The organism is Sorangium sp. So ce128 (assembly GCF_051525245.1).
Lineage (GTDB): Bacteria > Myxococcota_A > Polyangia > Polyangiales > Polyangiaceae > Sorangium > Sorangium cellulosum_B.
This window is the reverse complement of the sequence record NZ_CP150313.1, coordinates 4,870,932-4,887,095: the sequence shown is the minus strand read 5'-3', so window position 1 is coordinate 4,887,095 and position 16,164 is coordinate 4,870,932. Positions and strand designations below refer to the sequence as shown.

Sequence of the window (16,164 nt, the reverse complement as noted above, 5' to 3'; positions counted from 1 at the left end):
TCGGGCTGTTCGAGCACCCGGCGGACGGCCGAACGGTAGGAGCGGACGGCGCCACGGAGCGAGCGGATCCGGGCGAGCAGGTGACGGGCTGCGCACAGCGTAGGCGGGTCGGTGCGCTCGGCGAGCGTATCGACGGTCGGGTGCTCGAGCCGAAGGGCGGTGGAGGCGGCGTCGAGCGAGTTGCCGGCGGCGTGATCGACGAGGGTGCCCTTCAGCTCTGGGGTCATCAGGGCGAGGTTGCCTCCTGCCGCGTCCGTCCGCTCGCCGCGGCCCGCTCGTCCGCGAGGACCCGCTGCAGCAGCGCCGCGCTCTCCTCCGCCATCCGCTCCGGTGAGCACGGCATTCCCTTGTGGACCCAGCTCGTCATCAGCCGCACCAGCGCCGCCGCCGCCGCCTCGGAGCGGAGCATGAACAGGGCCCCCTCCTCCAGCGCCAGCCGCGGAGCGTACAGACGGCAGATGCTGCCCTGAAGGATGTCCTCCAGGGAGCGGGTCAGCACCCGCTCGCTCTTCTCCGCGGACAGGAGCTTCTGCACCAGATCGTGCATCTCGGCGAGGTGGCGGTAAAACGGCAGGAAGTCGAGTGCACGTCCCGCATCCCGCAGGGACAGCGCCCGCAGGTGCTCGTGTCCGAACAGCAGGAGCTGCTCCTTGTTCTCGTAGTGCGAGTAGAACGTGGACCGCCCGACGTTGGCGCGATCGATGATGTCCTGGATGGACACCTCGTCATAGCCCTTCTCCAGGATCAGCGAGACCAGGGCGTCCGAGAGCAGTTTCCGGGTCTTCTGCACGCGCCGATCCGCGATCTTGCCGGCAGCCCGCGTCCTGTCGCCGCCCCCGTCCCTGTCCTCGTTTCCGGACTTTTTCGCGTTCTTGTTCATTAACGTTCAATCCGCGGTCCGTGTCGCTGGGTGGAAGAGGCGCCCGACCTCAGCATCCATCCCATGCGAGGAACGCTGATCTGGATGACGAGCCGCCTGCTGTACCCGCTGCTGCTGGCGGTGACCTTGTACATCATCTACGCCGCCGTGACGCAGGGCTGGGACCTGAGCCGCACCCTGTGGGGCTACCTCCTGGGCCTGATCGTCTTTCTCATCACCGTCGAGCGCCTGCTGCCGCTGTCGCCGGACTGGGGCATGACCCGCCAGAGCTTCTGGCGCGACCTCAAGTACCTGCTGGCCTCGGGCGCCACCATCGCGGTGGTGCGGACCGGCTTCGGCACCCTGGCTCTGTGGCTCAGCGAGCGGCATCAGGGCCCCCTCGCCAGTGCCTCCGTGCTCCTCAGCGTGGGGGTCTTTCTCGTGGTCTTCGAGCTGCTGCAGTACTGGTTCCATCGCCTCAGCCACGAAGGCAACGGTGCCCTGGGGCGCTTCTTGTGGAAGGTCCACCTGGCCCATCACCTTCCGGATCGCGTGTACGTGGTGATGCACGGCGTGTTTCACCCCCTCAACGCGCTCATCTCGGCGGTGTTGATCCAGTCGACCCTGCTGATCTTGGGGCTGTCGCCGCAGGCCGTCTTCGCGGTGATGTTGCTCATCGATCTGCAGACGATGATTTCCCACTTCAACGTCGATATCCGCGCCGGATTCCTGAATTACGTGTTCATCGGCACCGAGCTGCACCGCTATCATCACAGCGCCGACATCGACGAGGCCCGGAACTTCGGGACCGTACTTCCGCTGTGGGATCTGGTCTTCGGGACATTCCGGTACCGGCCGGACGCGGCCCCGCGCCGCTTGGGCGTCGACCGCTCCGCGGGCTATCCGCCGTCGCAGCAGTTCTGGCAGGTGCTGGCCCTGCCGTTCCGACGCTGACCTGTTCGCGCCTTCCATCAGAGCTCGACCCGGCGCAGCCGGAGGGCGTTGCCGATGACCGACACCGAGCTCAGGCTCATCGCTGCGCTGGCGAGCATCGGGCTGAGCAGCACCCCGAGGACCGGGTAGAGAACGCCCGCCGCGACCGGCACGCCGAGCGCGTTGTAGACGAACGCAAAGAACAGGTTCTGTCGGATGTTGCGCATCGTCGCCCGGCTGAGCTTCCGCGCGCGCAGCAGCCCGCGGAGGTCGCCGCGCACGAGCGTGATCCCGGCGCTCTCGATGGCGACGTCGGTCCCGGTGCCCATGGCGACGCCGACGTGCGCCTGCGCGAGCGCGGGCGCGTCGTTGATACCGTCGCCCGTCATCGCCACGACGCGGCCTTCGGCCTGGAGGCGCTTCACGACCGCGGCCTTCTGATCGGGCAACACCTCGGCCTCGACGTGCTCGATGCCGAGCTTCCGGGCGACCGCCTCCGCCGTCGTGCGGCTGTCGCCGGTGAGCATGATCAGGCGGATGCCCTCCTCGCGGAGGAGACGGACGGCCTCGCTGGTCGAGGCGCGCACCGGGTCGGCCACCCCGACGATGCCGGCCGCCTTGCCATCCACCGCCACGAGCATCGCCGTCTGGCCTTCTTGCCGGCGCTCCTCGGCGCGACGCGGGAGATCATCCGGCGGGATACCGAGCTCCTCGAAGAGCTTGAGGTTACCGAGCGCGACCGAGCGCCCGGCCACCGTGCCCACCACGCCCTTGCCCGTGATCGACCGGAACCCTTCTGCCGGCAGGAGCTCGAGCTCCTGCTCGAGGGCCCCGGCGACGATCGCGCTCGCGAGCGGGTGCTCGCTCCCGCGCTCCAGGCTCGCCGCGAGCCTGAGGATCTCGTTCGTCGGGAGGTCGCCCAGCGTCGCCACGGAGGCGAGCTTCGGCTTGCCCTCGGTGAGGGTGCCTGTCTTGTCGACGACGAGGGTGTCGACCTTCTCGAAGGTCTCGAGCGCCTCGGCGTTCTTGATCAGGATACCGGCCGTCGCGCCGCGCCCCGTCCCGACCATGATCGAGATGGGCGTGGCGAGGCCGAGCGCGCACGGACACGCGATGATGAGCACGGCCACCGCGTTGACGAGCGCGTGGGAGAGCCTGGGCTCCGGCCCGACGAGCAGCCAGACCACGAAGGTCAGCGCCGCGATCGCGATCACGGCGGGCACGAAGTACGCGGCGACGGCGTCCGCGAGGCGCTGGATGGGGGCGCGGCTGCGCTGGGCCTCGCCCACCCTCTGGACGATCCGGGCGAGCAGGGTGTCGCGCCCGACGCGATCGGCCCGCATCACGAAGCCGCCCGTGCCGTTGACGGTGCCGCCGACCACGCGGGCGCCGGGCGTCTTCTCGACCGGGATGGGCTCGCCCGTGACCATCGACTCGTCGACCGCGCTGCTCCCCTCGATGACCTCGCCGTCGACCGGCACCTTCTCCCCCGGCCGCACGCGCAGCCGGTCGCCTGGCTGCACGAGCTCGAGAGAGACGTCCTCTTCGCGGCCGTCCGCGCCGATACGCCTGGCGGTCTTGGGGGCGAGGCCGAGGAGCGCCTTGAGCGCGCTGCTCGTCCGGCTGCGGGCGCGGAGCTCGAGGACCTGGCCGAGCAGCACGAGCGAGACGATGACGCTGGCGGCCTCGAAATAGACCGGGACCGCTCCGCCGTGGCGCAGCGCGTGGGGGAAGATCCCCGGCGCCAGCGTGGCCACGACGCTGTACGCGTAGGCGGCCCCTGTGCCGATGGCGATCAGGGTGAACATGTTGAGGTGCCGGCTCTTGATCGAGGCCCACCCGCGCTCGAAGAACGGAGCGCCACACCAGAGCACCACGGGCGTGGCGAAGGCGAGCTCGATCCAGACGAGCCATCGGCCGAGGAGCTGCTGCACCGGCTGGCCCGGGATCATCTCGGACATCCCCAGCACGAGGACAACGAGGCTCGGTGGGACGCTGAGCCAGAAGCGCCGGGACATGTCCGCGAGCTCCGGGTTCGGCGCGTCCTCGAGCGTCACCGCGCGCGGCTCGAGGGCCATCCCGCAGATCGGGCAGGAGCCCGGCTCCGTGCGGACGACCTCGGGGTGCATCGGGCAGACGTACTCGACGCGCGTCGCCTGGGCCGGCTCGAGCGGCTCCAGGGCCATGCCGCAGGAGGGGCATGTTCCCGGTCCGGCCTGTCGGACTTCGGGGTGCATCGGGCACGTGTGGATTCCCTGGCCCAGCGTGGGTGATCCTTCGGCCCTCGCCTGGACGGGCGCGTGCGCAGGGCGGCCGTGCTCGTGAGGGTGGCCATGGTCGTGGTGATGCCGGTGGTTCATGTCGTCTCCCTCCCCCGCCGACGATCGCGGTTCGGACTTCTTACATCCCAGGCCCCCCGCGGGCGCCGCTCGTCGCTTCGCGCGGCTGCCCGGCGCTCCCGCACAGGACGGTGCCGAATGACGCCGGCGATGGCTGGCGAGCAGGTCAATCGGTCTCCGGCGCTCGAGGCGCCAGCTCGCCCATGTTTCGCGGTGAATGTCCGCTCAGTTTTTCGATCCGTCCGTGCCCCGGCGCTCTTCGCGGAAGTCGTCGGCGGAGAGGCCGCAGCGGCGGAGGAGCCGGTAGAAGCTTTCCCGCTCGACGCCCGCGTGGGCGGCGGCCTTCAGCACGTCGCCGCGAAAGCGGCGCATCACGGCCTCCAGGTAGCGCCGGTTCATCTCCTCGCGCGACGCGTCGACCGCCTCGCGGTACGAGAGCTGAGCGAGGTCCACGTCGCTCGAGCTCGTGAGCCGGAGCGGGCTCGCCCCCTGCACCTCGGATGGCAGCGACTCGAGGCGGATCTCGCTCGTCGTCTCGATGACCAGCGCCCGCTCGACGGCGCTCTTGAGCTCGCGCACGTTGCCAGGCCACCGGTACATCTGGAGCGCGCTCATCGCCGCCGCCGCGAACCCGGTCGCGGACGAGCGCGACTGCGGCGCTCGCTCGGCGAGAAACCGCTGCGCCAGGGACGGGATGTCCTCCGCGCGCTCGCGCAGCGGGGGCAGCTCGACGACGCAGACGTTGAGCCGGAACCACAGGTCCTCGCGGAAGGCGCCCGTCTTGACCATGGCCCGGAGGTCGCGGTGCGTTGCGCTGATGAGCCGCACGTCCACCTTGCGCTCGCGCGACTCGCCGATGCGCCGCACCGCCCGCTCCTCGAGCACGCGCGTGAGCTTCGCCTGGACCGTCGGCCTGAGCTCGCCGATCTCGTCGAGGAACAGCGTGCTCCCGTGCGCCTCCTCGAAGAGCCCCGCCCGGTCCGTGGCCGCGCCCGTGAACGAACCGCGCGCGTGACCGAACAGCTCGCTCTCGATGAGCGAACGGGGAATGGCCGCGCAGTTGACGGCGATGGGGCGGTGCGACGCGCGGGACGAGTGCTCATGGATGGCGCGCGCCACGAGCTCCTTCCCGGTGCCTGTCTCACCCAGGATGAGCACTGTCGCGTCCGTCGGCGCCACGCGCTCGATGAGCTGGCAGAGCGCCCGCATCGCGGGCGAACGCCCCGTCATGCCCGCGAAGCCCTGTGCATCCGGCGCGCCCTGCTCGCCTTTCAGCACCACGGCCTGCGCCATGGCCCGCTCGACCAGCGCGCGCAGCTCGTCCGGGTCGAACGGCTTCGTCACGTAATCATAGGCGCCCTCGCGCATGGCCTGGACCGCGGTCGGGACCGACGCATACGCGGTCATCAGGATGAAGGGCACTCCGGGCCAGCGCGCGCGCACTGCCCGGAGCACCTCCAGCCCGTCCCCATCGTTCATGCGCAGATCGCAGACGATGGTTGTGACCGGCTCGGTTTCAAGGATCTGGAGCGCCGTTCGCACGCCCCGCGCCGTCAGGACCTTGGCGCTCTTGCCGAGCACCTTGGAGAGCAGCGCCAGCATGTTCGCCTTGTCGTCGACGACGAGCACTGTCGGCTTCATGCGCGCACCTGGCTCTCCCTTGCTTCCTCGATGAGGACGCCCGGCAAGTCGATCACGAACTGGGACCCGCCTCCCGGCCTGGGCTCCGCCCGGATGGTCCCGCCGTGCGCGGTCACCAGACCATAGCAGACCGCGAGGCCGAGGCCGGTGCCGTCGCGGCGGGTCGTGAAGAACGGCTCGAAGAGCCGCTCGCGCGCCTCCTCGGGAATACCGGCTCCCCGGTCCAGGACCTCGATCCGGTAGCCCTCATCCTGCCGCCTTCCGCGCACGAGGATCTCGTCACCCTCCGAGGTTCCAGAGGTCGCCTCGCGCGCGTTGGTCACGAGGTTGACGATGACCTGCCGGATGCGGAGTGGATCCACGTTGATGAAGGACGGCTCGGCGTCCACGAGCGGGACCTGGTCGCGCCGCCCCGGCCCGCCGTCGCAGTGCGAGGCCGCGTCCGAGATCGACAGCGGGCGCTGGGAGACGTGGTTCTGGAGCGGCCCGGCGATCCGGCCGCTTGGCACGAGCGGTCGCTCGCCTGGCGCTCGGCGGCCCCTCAGCGCCCGGCCGCCCGGCGTGCCCGCAGCGCGTGGTCGATGCCGCTCTCGAGGGTGCTGCGGACGACGGCGACGCCGTGAAGGCTCTCCTCGATGGCGGCGATGACCCGGGCCATCTGCGGCTGGACGCCGGTGAGCACCACCTCGGCGCCGAGCAGGCGCACGGCCTTGGCGATCTGGACCAGCCCCTGGGCGACCTCGTCCCCGGCGCCGGTGACGCCGGTGACGTCGAGGATCGCCGTGCGGGCCCCGCGCTGGACCACGCCGTCGAGGAGGGTCTCGAGCACCTGGCGGGCGCGATCCTTGTCAAAGTCGCCGACGAGGGGCATGGCCAGCACGCCGTCGGCGATGGGGATGAGCGGCGTGGAGAGGGCGCGCAGCGCGGCCTCCCGCGTGCGCTGTATCTCCTCCTGCAGCCGCCGGTTCTCCTCCTCGGCCGCCTGGCGCTCGAAGAGCTCGAGCTGCTGCCGGGTCACGTCGCGGTGCGTCTCGATGACGTATCTTGTGCCGGCCTCGTCGGTGACGGGGAAGAAGAGTGTGTCAATCCACAGCTTGATGTCGTAGGCGCCCGGCAAGCCCACCCGGGATACATCGACGAGCTTCGGCTCCAGCTCGACGACCTCGCCCTGCGCCGCGCGCAGGAACCCCGCCGCGAATCCCCCCTCGACGGCCTGCTCGTCGTGGAGGATGTTGTGCAGCTTGGTCTCGGGCGTCGGCGGCTCGACCCCCGTGGCCGCGTAATGTAGCCGGTTGGCGCCGATGGACGCGCCGTCCGCGCGACGGACGACGATGCCGATGGGGAAGTGCTCGAATATCTCGCGATACGGAAGGCGAAACCAGAGATCCGGATCGACGCTCCCGCGCTCCCTTTCGAGATCGGCGACGCGCTGCCGCAAGCGGTCGTTCTCGCTCCGGAGCGCCGCGATCGTGTCCAGCTCGGTTTCCTCCATCACGCATCGACCTCGCTCAACCCACCAGACAACGACGGGCGACTCGCTGGCTTGGTGCGCCCCAGGGCAGAGATCCCCCTGCGATCACGTCACCACACCACGCACGTTTCGACAAGCCCCCGCGTGAGCCCCGCCGCCTCGACCTGGCGGCCCTGCACAAGGCGTTTGCTGGCGCACGATCCGTGGTTCCAGCTCGCCATTTCAAGGCAGTGCTACACAGTGTTACACGATCTTCCGCAGGTAGTGGAATTTCGGATCGGTCAGATCGTCGGCCGTCAGCGCCCAGCCCTCGTCCCGCGGGATCAGGTAGATGACATCCGACTTCACGCTGGCGAAGCTCACGTGGCCGAGGTTCTGGAGGATGTGGCCAAACACGTCGCGGCGCCACAGACGGTCCTTGGGGATGTCGCAGACCGTGCGGAGCATCCGATCCGTGGGTGAGCCCTGGATCAGCAGGAACGCCATCGTGAAGGTCAGGTAGCGGGGCTGGCCGCGGTACGGGTCCGGCGTCCCCGACGGCCCCTTGCGCGCGCCCTCCTCCGTGATCATGCCGCGGGACCACATGCCGTAATCGTTGAGCGCCCTGGAGTCGTCGTCGAAGTAGTCCCAGCACCCCTTCTCGAGGGCGTGCAGATTGGACAGCAGCGCCATCTGCGCGCGGCGGTACTGGTACCACTTGTATTGCAGGCTCATCTTCTCGAACTGGACCTGGACGGCCTCGTGCAGCGTGCGCTGCAGCGTGCTGCCAGGGTCCATGCGCGCACACACCTCCATCGCGAAGATCGAGTGCTCCACGGTCAGCCTCCGTATCCGCCCGAAGCCCGGTTCCACGAGCCGCTCCGGCTGAGGGCCGCGCCGAGGATCACGCCGGTGCCGAGCGCCACGACGACTGGCACCGTCCCGAAGCCGTCCGGGCTCGGCGACACCCCGCTCGACGCGGTGCCGCTCGAGAACGGCGTCGCGCGCTGCGTCGGCACGTACAATTTGCCGGGCCTCGGCGCGCTCGGCTCGACGGGCGCCGGGCGAGGGGGCGGCCCCCACGGATAGTCGATCCAGAACCAGCCGTGCGACGCGGCGCGGCCGCCATAGTAGTAGGGAGGCCAGTCCTCGGTGTCGTTCGCGGGCTTCGGCTCCGCCGGATCGGCGGCAAAGACGCTCGCGGCCATCAACCCGACATCGAGCCGGCGCGACCGGAACGCAACGAGGTCGTCGTTGAGGTCGTCGGACTCGGTCGTGTCCCTCTCCGTGGGCACCACGACCAGCACATGGCGAACCCCTCGGTCCCAGAGCGCATCGGCGGACGGCAGCCTCGCGACATGCCGGTTGTCGAACTGCGTAGCGTCGTCCGAATAGGGCGAGAGCCGCTGTCGATCGAGGACGAACATCGTCGCGCGGGGGCCGGGATGAGACCGGGCGAAGAGCGGCTGGTAGTACGCCGCCGAGGCGAGCGTCAGGTGCGCCTTGACGACGCCCCGCGGATGCGGCCAGTTGTCGAACGTGAACACCGGGTCGAACGCCTCCGCCGCGCCGGCGGCGAAGGCCACCGACTCGGGGCCGTCGAGATCCACGATGACCGCGATGTCGCGGCGGAGGCCGCTGTCCGTCCGGGCGGCGAGGAGCAGCGACGCGAGCGCCTTGCCGCTCCGGTAGGCGCGGTCCATCGCCGCAGTGAAGATCGGCCGGAGCACGTCGCCGAGCGGCGTGATGGGCGCCGGATCCCCCCCGGCGACGAGCGTGGGCACCGCCGACGGCGACTCGAACAGCGCGGGCACGTAGTAAGCGCGCGCGCCCTCGTCCGCCGGCCTGAGGTCGGTGGACATCCTCGCGAGCGCGGCCCGGTCGAACGGCTTCTTCGACTCGCCGTCGAACGTCACGCTCTCCTGCGCGGCGCCGAAGCTCCAGCCGAACGTCCGCTGCATGTCGAGCGCCCGCTTCCTCTGCACCGCGGTCTCATCGTCCGAGCACCCGTCCGCGGCCACGGCGATCGCGGCCGCCACGCCGACGAGCCCGACAGCGCCGAGCGCGGCCAGGATCGCGTTCCGCCGCGACGCGTCCTTCGGCGCGTCGGCCAGGCCCTTGTGCCACCAGCGCGCCCCGACGATCCCGGGCTTGTCGAGCACCTCGTCACGCTCGAACGGCTCGTCCATCTGGCTCACGCGGCGGCCTCCCCGGCGCCCTGCGGCGCGCGCTCGGCCTGCGCCGGCGGCGCGACACCGGCCGCCCTGGCGTGGTCGCGCCGGAGCGCCTCGATGAACTCCGGCGTGAAGGTGCCGTCGATGCGCACCGAGTACCTGAAGTACGGGTCCGCCTCGACGCCGTGGTAATCGTGATCGTTGAACCAGTAGGCCCGGCCGGCGACCGCCGTCTTCCGCCGCGCCCGCTCGTCCCACAGGAACAGGCGCTTGTTGCCCGCGGGACAGAGCGTGATGAAGTGGTCGGGCTCGCTGTCCGGCGCCCTCCCCTCCCCGTCGTGGTGCACCGTGCCGTGATCGTTGGCCTCGAGACCCATGATGTTGCAGCGCCCTATCGACGCGAACGGCAGGCGCTTCACGTAGGCGATCGTCCTCGGGAAGAACGACCGCGCCAGGCGGGTGAAGTCCTTGCCTTCACTCCGGCTCTTGTCGCTCCAATAGCGGTTCGGGATGAGCTCGACATAGACCTTCCAGGGGAAGTACACCCCATGGCGGAACTTGAGCCACAGCATCTGCCGCCGGGAGAGCGGGATCTCGCGCTCCTCGCCGAACTCGAGCGCGGCGCGCGCGGTGCTTTCGATCGACGAAGGGTCGTCCGAGAGGCGCTGGAACGTGGCGAACTCCTCGTCGTCGAGGCCGCGGATCACCTCGCCGTAGTCGGCGAACGCCTCGCCGAGGCGCGACGGCGGCATGATGCCCATCGCGCGGTGGCTGCCGCCGGTGTAATCGATCGGCACCTGCGTGAGCCCGAGGCAGATCTCCTCGTGGATCTCGTCGAGCGGGGCGAGGTCGAGGTACGGCTCGAGATCGATATAGGGTCGCGCGAAGATGCCCTGGATGCCGGAGTCACAAGGAGGTTCGACCATGGGTCCGCCGCCGGAGCCGGGGCGTCACAGCCCGGCAGGCCTACCCATATCACAAAGCCCGGGGCGCCCCGCAAACCCCGAAGCCCGCCTGCGCCTCGCGGCGGCGTGACGCGAGGCTTGGGCTTGTGAGGGCGCGGCGCGTTCTGTAGCGTGCGTCCCATGGATCTGTCCTACGTCATGGGGTTCGGGCTGGGCACCACGCTCGCTCTGCTCGCCCTGCTGCGCATCGGGCAGAGGGTCTTCTCACCCACGCACACGGTCGCCCGCGATCTCACGGAGAGCAACGCCGCCCGCCGGCTGCTCACGGTGGGCCAGGTCCTCGCGGTGTTCCTCGTCGCCGCGAACGCCGTGAAGAACTGCCTCGAGGGCGAGGGCTTCGCGCGCGACCTCCTCTGGGTGAGCGCGTTCGCCGTCGTGGGCCTGCTCCTCGTGCTCGCGACCGGCCAGCTCGGGATCCGCCTTCTGCTCAGGGCGCGGCTCCCGGCCGAGATCGAGCGCGGCAACGCGGCCGCGGGGCTCGCGGCGGGCGCGCACTACGTGGCGACCGGGCTCATCACCTCGCGCGCGATCGCGGGCAAGGATCTCGGCGATCTCGCGATCTCCCTCGGCTTCTTCGTCCTCGCGCAGATCACGCTGCACGTGTTCATCTCGCTCTTCCGGGCGCTCACCACGTACGATGACGCCGAGCAGATCCAGGGAGAGAACCTCGCCGCCGCGCTGAGCTACGCCGGCGCCTCGATCGCCGTGGCGACCATCATCGCGCGGGCGCTGGAGGGCGACTTCGAGGGTCTCTTCATCTCGCTGAAGGGCTATGGCGGGGTGCTGCTCTATCTGTTCGCCCTCTACCCTGTGCGGCAGCTCCTCGTGCAGAGCGTGTTGCTCGGCGCGCCGCTCGCGCTGCGCGGCGGCCGCCTCGACGCGGGCATCGCGGCCGACCGCAACGAGGGGCTCGGCGCGCTCGAGGCGACGACCTACCTCGCGACCTCGATCGCCATCGCGCGCCTCCTATGACCTCCGCTGACCGCGCCTACGACGCCTTCGCCGCGAAGATCGTCGACACGGGCATCATCACCGACCCCTGGTTCGACGGGGCCCCGCGCTTCCGCGAGGAGCCGGTGTTCGTCACCGCCGCCGAGCAGCGCGCCCTGTACCGCGCCGCCGAGGAGGTCGCGGCGGTCTACAACGAGCTTTGCCTGATCGTCGCGGACGAGCCGTCGCTGCTCGACGACTTCTTCTGTCTGACGCCCTGTCAGAAGGCGATGTGGCTCTCGTCACAGCCGCTGTGGCACGGCATCGCGCGCGCCGACGTCTTCCTGACGGACGAGGGCCCGGCGATCGCCGAGCTGAACTGCGACACGCCGACGGGCGAGGCGGAGGCGGTCGTGCTGAGCGCGCTCGCTGCGCCGGATCACCCGGGCGCGCGCGACCCCAACGGCGAGCTCGGCGCCCGGTTCTGCGCGATGGTGGACGAGGTCGCCCGCGCGCTCCTCGGCGAGGCCGCGACGCGGCGCCTCGGCTTCGTTTATCCGACGGAGTTCACCGAGGACCTCTCGGTCATCCGCCTCTACCAGCGCTGGCTCACGGATCGCGGGTATTCCGTGCTCCTCGGCTCGCCGTACAACCTCGGCCACGACGATCGCGGCCTGTCGCTCTTCGACGTCCCCTTCTCGGTCCTCTTGCGCCATTACAAGACGGACTGGTGGGGAGAGCGCTCGAGCGTGTGGACCGACGAGCAGATCCCCGACGCCGAGCCGCTCGCCGGCCCGCTCGGCGCCGTGCTGTCCGCCTCGGCCGACGGGCGCGCCGCGATCCTGAACCCGCTCGGCGCCGTGCTGCCGCAGAACAAGCGCTCGATGGCGTTCATGTGGGAGCACCTCCATCGCTTCTCGCCGCACGCGCAGTCGGTGATCCAGCGTCACGTCCCGGTGACGTCGCGGCTGGAGACGGTGCACCCCGAACTGCTCCTCGCGCAGCGCGAGGAGTGGGTCCTGAAGAGCGATTACGGCGCCGAGGGAGAAGAGGTGATCCTCGGGCGCCACACCCCCGACGAGGTCTGGCGCGCGTCCCTGGCCAAGGCCCGGGAGGGGCGGTGGATCGCGCAGCGGTACTTCTCCGCCCTGGAGAACGCGCGGCGCGAGTCGATCAACTACGGCATCTACCTTATCGCCGGCGAGGCGTGCGGCATCTACGCGCGCGTCCAGGCCGGGATGACGGACGCCGCCGCGCTGAGCGCGCCGGCGCTCGTGCGGTAAGAGCGTTCGCAGGGCGGACGCGCCCGCGGGCGGCTACTGGGCGGGTCGGGCCGGCGCATCCATGCCGCGCACCGCGCGGAACGCGTCGGCGGTGGCCTGCGTGTTCTGCGTCGTCACGATCTGGAGCCGGTCCCCATCACGCCGCGCCACGTGCACCAGGATGCCCTGCATGTCGGGCACGGGCTGGCCATCCGGGGTGACGACGCCCGTCAGCTCCCATGCCCAGCGGACGACCGCAAGTTCCGGCGCGACGAAGCGTGTCTCGACACGCACGCTGGCGAGGCGGCTCTTTGCAAAGACGCTCTTGTGAATGCCGACGTGATTCGCCCGGATCTCCTCCCGCCCATGCCACCACATCCCGAAGATGTTCACGAAATCGGCGTCGTCCGCTTGAAGCGCGGCGAACGCATCCATGTCGTGCCGGTTCCAGGCGTCGTTGAAGGAGGCGACGAGCTGCTCCCCCAGCTCCCGCTGCTCGCGGGCGTCGGGCGCCGCCGCCGCAATCGCCGGCGCTGGCGCCGCCGGCGCAACGGGCTGGGGCGTCGCGGGGGCGCACGCGAGGACCAGGAGCGGCAGCGCGGCCAGGCCGAGGGCTCTATGCATGGGACGCCACTTACTGCGAACCGGCGCGGGACGTCAACCGGCGCGCTCGATCCTGGCTGCGGGTCAACCCGCTGTCCTCGCGGGCGGTAGAGCTGCCTCGATCACGTGGAACAGGCGTTGACCCGCTCGCACCGTCATCGAGGCTCAGCGCCCGGCCGAATCGCCGGTTGCCAGCGGAGCCGCGGATAGGTACGTTGGGTTGTCCGCTGGGTCCGCTCCGCGCACTGCCCAGGATGCCTAAGGAATTCGCCCCAGGTTGGCATTCCCACGACCGGGGCGCGACGACCCGGCGACCCAGGTTGACGAATGAGGAGAGAGATGCATCGATTTGTCTTCAGAACGTGCGGAACCCTGGCCACGATGTGCCTGCTCACGCTCGTGGCTTGCGGTGACGACGAGGCCTCCGACGAGGCGTCGACGTCGGGGAGCGGGGGCGCCGGCGCTTCAGGCTCGGCGGCCTCGACAGGCTCGGGCGGCACGGTCGGGTCAGGTGAGGGAGGCGCGGGCGGCGGCGCGACGGGCTGTCCCGAGCTCGTTGGCCGCGTCCCCATGCCGGAGCTCGGTCCGTGGATGTATGGACCGCATCCCGGACCATGCGCCCAGACGGACACGGAGACGGACACGGGACAGGAGATATCGTTCGTTTACGAGTACGATGGCCAGCGTCTCGTCGGAGCGGTCGAGACGCTGGGCAGCGAAACCCACACACACACCTTCGACTACGAGGGCGAGCGCATGGTCCGCATGACCCGGACCGGCGCGGCCGACACCCGTGTCCTCGAAATCGACTACAACGACGACGCGCGGGCGATCACCTATGGTAACGACGACTACTTCGTTCGATACGATCGCGACGACCAGGGGCGCCCCGCTCAGCTGACGTTCGACCGCTTTTCGGATGATCTGCCGACCATCACGACGGAGATCGTCTACGAGGGTTGTCGTCTCCTCCGGCGGGAGCAGGGGGTGAGCCCGCTCGACGGCGCGCCCAGCCCATCGATCCCGGCCTTCACCTACGTCTTCGACGGCGATCTGCTGGTCGAGCGCCTCGGGGACACGCTGCACACCGTTTACGACTACAGCTGCTGGTGATCAGCTCGGCGGGTTCGCCGGCGCGTGGCCGCCGAGCGCGCGCACGTCGTCGGCCGTATCGACGTCGATCGTCCCGCCCGCCCAGTCGATCGCCGCGACGTCCTCGACGCGCAGCAGGCGGCCGGCGCCCTGGTCGCCCTGGAGGCGCGAGAGCGCGTCCCAGCGAGATCGGTCGAACACCGCCGGCGCGCCCGCGACGCCGCTGAACCGCGACGCGGCGATCGGCGCGCCCGCGAGCCAGGCGTCCCGCAGCGCGGTGAGGTGCTCGACCGTGAGCAGGGGCTGGTCCGCGAGCGCGATCAGGAGCGCGTCGGCCTTCGAGGCCTCCGCCCACCGGACCGCGGCGCGGACCGAGGAGGCGATGCCCTCTTCCCAGCCATCGTTCGCGATGTGCGCGACCTCCAGATCGCCGAGCGCGCGCGCGACCGCGCCGGCATGGGCGCCGAGCACGACGCCGACCGGCCCGGAACGCGCCTCGACGCACGTGGCCGCCACGCGCCGGACGAGCGGCGCGCCGTCGAGCTCGACGAGCTGCTTGGGGCGACCGAGGCGACGTGAGCCGCCGGCGGCGAGCACGACCAGCGCCACGCGCGCGTGCAGAGGCCGGGCGCGGGCGCGGAGCTTCCCCCCCTGCGCCCGGCGCGCGACGGCCTGGAGCTCGCCCACGATCGAGAGCGCGATCTGCTCGGGCGTCTCGGCGCCGAGATCGAGGCCGGTCGGCGCGTGGATCCGCGGATCGTCGCCGGGGTGGCCGATCTCGGCGAGGAGATCGCGCGTGCGGCGCGCGGGCCCGAGCACGCCGATGTAGCGAGCGCGCGACGCGAGGGCGACGGCGAGCGCGTCGCGATCCGGCGTGACCTGATGGTGCATGATCACGACGTACGGCTCGGCCGCGGCGTCGATGAGCGCGCGGAGGCGCTCCGCCGCGCCGCCGGTCGAGACGACACGATCCGCGGCGCGGAACCGCGACGCCTGGCGGATCGTGGGACCGGCGACCGTGACCCGGAACCCGACCGACGTCGCGAGCGTGACGATGGACACCGCGTCGTGCCCACCCCCGAGCACGAAGAGCTGCGGCGACGGCGCGATCTTCTCGACGAGCACGGAGATCCCCAGCCCGTCGAGCTCCACGACGCCGGCCGGCCCCCGCGCCGCGGCCTCGATCGCGGAGCGCGCGGCCGGATCGGTCACCGGGTGCGCGAGCGCGCACGGCGGACCGAACGCGAGGCGCGCGCCGACCCGGACCGCGCCGGCCGTCGAGCGGATCACCGTGGCCAGCGTGCCGGCGGTCTCCTCCGCGAAGCAGGCGGCGGCGAACGCGAGCGCGTCGTGGGTCGCTCCGGCGGCGACGTGCTCGAGCAGGACATCGACGACGCCGTTGCAGCCGAGCCCCACCCCCCACGTCTCTCCGTCTTCGGTGGTCGAGTCGTAAGTGACCACCACGGCGCCATCGCGGCACCGGTGCTCTCCGCGGAGCATCACGTCGCCCTCGAGGCAGCCGCCGCTCACACACCCGGATACCCAGCGATCGCCGGCGACCAGCATCCGCGCGCCCGGACGCCGGTACGACGACCCCGAGACCCGCACGACCGTCGCGAGGAGAAACGGTGACCGCTCTGCCACCAATGTCGCCGCTTCGCGCACGATCCGCTCGAGCTCGTTCATGCGCTCGGCATCATTCACCCTTCGTGACGCGCCCGCCAGGGTGTTCGTCGTCGCTGGTGACGCTGGTGACGCTGGTGACTACCGATCGCCCTCCTCGCCGCTCGGTCGGTCGCGGTCGGGGGTGCGAGCGTGACAGAGCGCCGGCGAGCGCCGGGCCGATGACCGATGTTGAAGAAATGATAAGAACATGTGCAGTCGCTTGACGGCGCGTCAGCCCAAAAGTATGAGCT

14 protein-coding genes are annotated in these 16,164 nt (G+C 70.7%); 4 read left to right on the top strand and 10 right to left on the bottom strand.

Features of this window, described 5'->3' with window-relative positions; all coding sequences use genetic code 11:
• Positions 1-226: 226 nt before the first annotated feature.
• Complete coding sequence (locus WME82_RS18605; RefSeq protein WP_438043924.1) at positions 227-880, bottom strand: TetR/AcrR family transcriptional regulator; 654 nt, start codon at positions 878-880, stop codon at positions 227-229.
• Positions 881-943: 63 nt separating this feature from the next.
• Here WME82_RS18605 and WME82_RS18600 point away from each other — a divergent pair, with 63 nt between their 5' ends.
• Entirely contained in the window at positions 944-1,813 is an 870-nt protein-coding gene (locus WME82_RS18600; RefSeq protein ID WP_438043923.1) for a sterol desaturase family protein, read from the top strand.
• A gap of 17 nt (positions 1,814-1,830) precedes the next feature.
• On the opposite strand, the gene WME82_RS18595 is transcribed toward WME82_RS18600, so the two are convergent.
• The 7 genes from WME82_RS18595 to WME82_RS18565 form a co-directional block, all read right to left on the bottom strand.
• A complete protein-coding gene (locus WME82_RS18595; RefSeq protein WP_438043922.1) occupies positions 1,831-4,152 on the bottom strand; it encodes a copper-transporting P-type ATPase in 2,322 nt (773 codons plus the stop codon).
• A 204-nt stretch (positions 4,153-4,356) separates the two neighbouring features.
• A complete protein-coding gene (locus WME82_RS18590; RefSeq protein ID WP_438043921.1) occupies positions 4,357-5,772 on the bottom strand; it encodes a sigma-54-dependent transcriptional regulator in 1,416 nt (471 codons plus the stop codon).
• Complete coding sequence (locus tag WME82_RS18585) at positions 5,769-6,281, bottom strand: sensor histidine kinase (RefSeq protein WP_438043920.1); 513 nt, start codon at positions 6,279-6,281, stop codon at positions 5,769-5,771. Before WME82_RS18585 ends, WME82_RS18590 begins: the two co-directional genes overlap by 4 nt.
• A gap of 32 nt (positions 6,282-6,313) precedes the next feature.
• Positions 6,314-7,264: an STAS domain-containing protein gene (locus WME82_RS18580; protein ID WP_438043919.1), complete on the bottom strand. Its 951-nt coding sequence runs from the start codon at positions 7,262-7,264 to the stop codon at positions 6,314-6,316.
• 222 nt (positions 7,265-7,486) lie between these two features.
• Entirely contained in the window at positions 7,487-8,059 is a 573-nt protein-coding gene (locus tag WME82_RS18575) for a hypothetical protein (RefSeq protein ID WP_437746816.1), read from the bottom strand.
• Between the two features lie 2 nt (positions 8,060-8,061).
• Positions 8,062-9,411, bottom strand: coding sequence for a hypothetical protein (locus WME82_RS18570; protein ID WP_438044904.1), 1,350 nt, complete (start codon positions 9,409-9,411; stop codon positions 8,062-8,064).
• Positions 9,412-9,416: 5 nt separating this feature from the next.
• Complete coding sequence (locus tag WME82_RS18565) at positions 9,417-10,322, bottom strand: hypothetical protein (RefSeq protein WP_438043918.1); 906 nt, start codon at positions 10,320-10,322, stop codon at positions 9,417-9,419.
• A 159-nt stretch (positions 10,323-10,481) separates the two neighbouring features.
• Between WME82_RS18565 and WME82_RS18560 the strand changes: the two genes are divergently transcribed.
• Both WME82_RS18560 and WME82_RS18555 read left to right on the top strand, forming a co-directional pair.
• A complete protein-coding gene (locus tag WME82_RS18560; RefSeq protein ID WP_438043917.1) occupies positions 10,482-11,333 on the top strand; it encodes a DUF350 domain-containing protein in 852 nt (283 codons plus the stop codon).
• The gene (locus WME82_RS18555) at positions 11,330-12,574 is read left to right on the top strand and encodes a glutathionylspermidine synthase family protein (RefSeq protein ID WP_438043916.1); all 1,245 of its coding nucleotides are present in this window, start codon (positions 11,330-11,332) and stop codon (positions 12,572-12,574) included. Before WME82_RS18560 ends, WME82_RS18555 begins: the two co-directional genes overlap by 4 nt.
• 33 nt (positions 12,575-12,607) lie before the next feature.
• Here WME82_RS18555 and WME82_RS18550 read toward each other — a convergent pair whose 3' ends face one another.
• Positions 12,608-13,177, bottom strand: coding sequence for an SgcJ/EcaC family oxidoreductase (locus WME82_RS18550; RefSeq protein WP_438043915.1), 570 nt, complete (start codon positions 13,175-13,177; stop codon positions 12,608-12,610).
• A gap of 318 nt (positions 13,178-13,495) precedes the next feature.
• Here WME82_RS18550 and WME82_RS18545 point away from each other — a divergent pair, with 318 nt between their 5' ends.
• Positions 13,496-14,269, top strand: coding sequence for a hypothetical protein (locus WME82_RS18545; RefSeq protein ID WP_438043914.1), 774 nt, complete (start codon positions 13,496-13,498; stop codon positions 14,267-14,269).
• On the opposite strand, the gene WME82_RS18540 is transcribed toward WME82_RS18545, so the two are convergent.
• Complete coding sequence (locus WME82_RS18540) at positions 14,270-15,934, bottom strand: NTP transferase domain-containing protein (RefSeq protein ID WP_438043913.1); 1,665 nt, start codon at positions 15,932-15,934, stop codon at positions 14,270-14,272.
• Positions 15,935-16,164 lie beyond the last annotated feature (230 nt).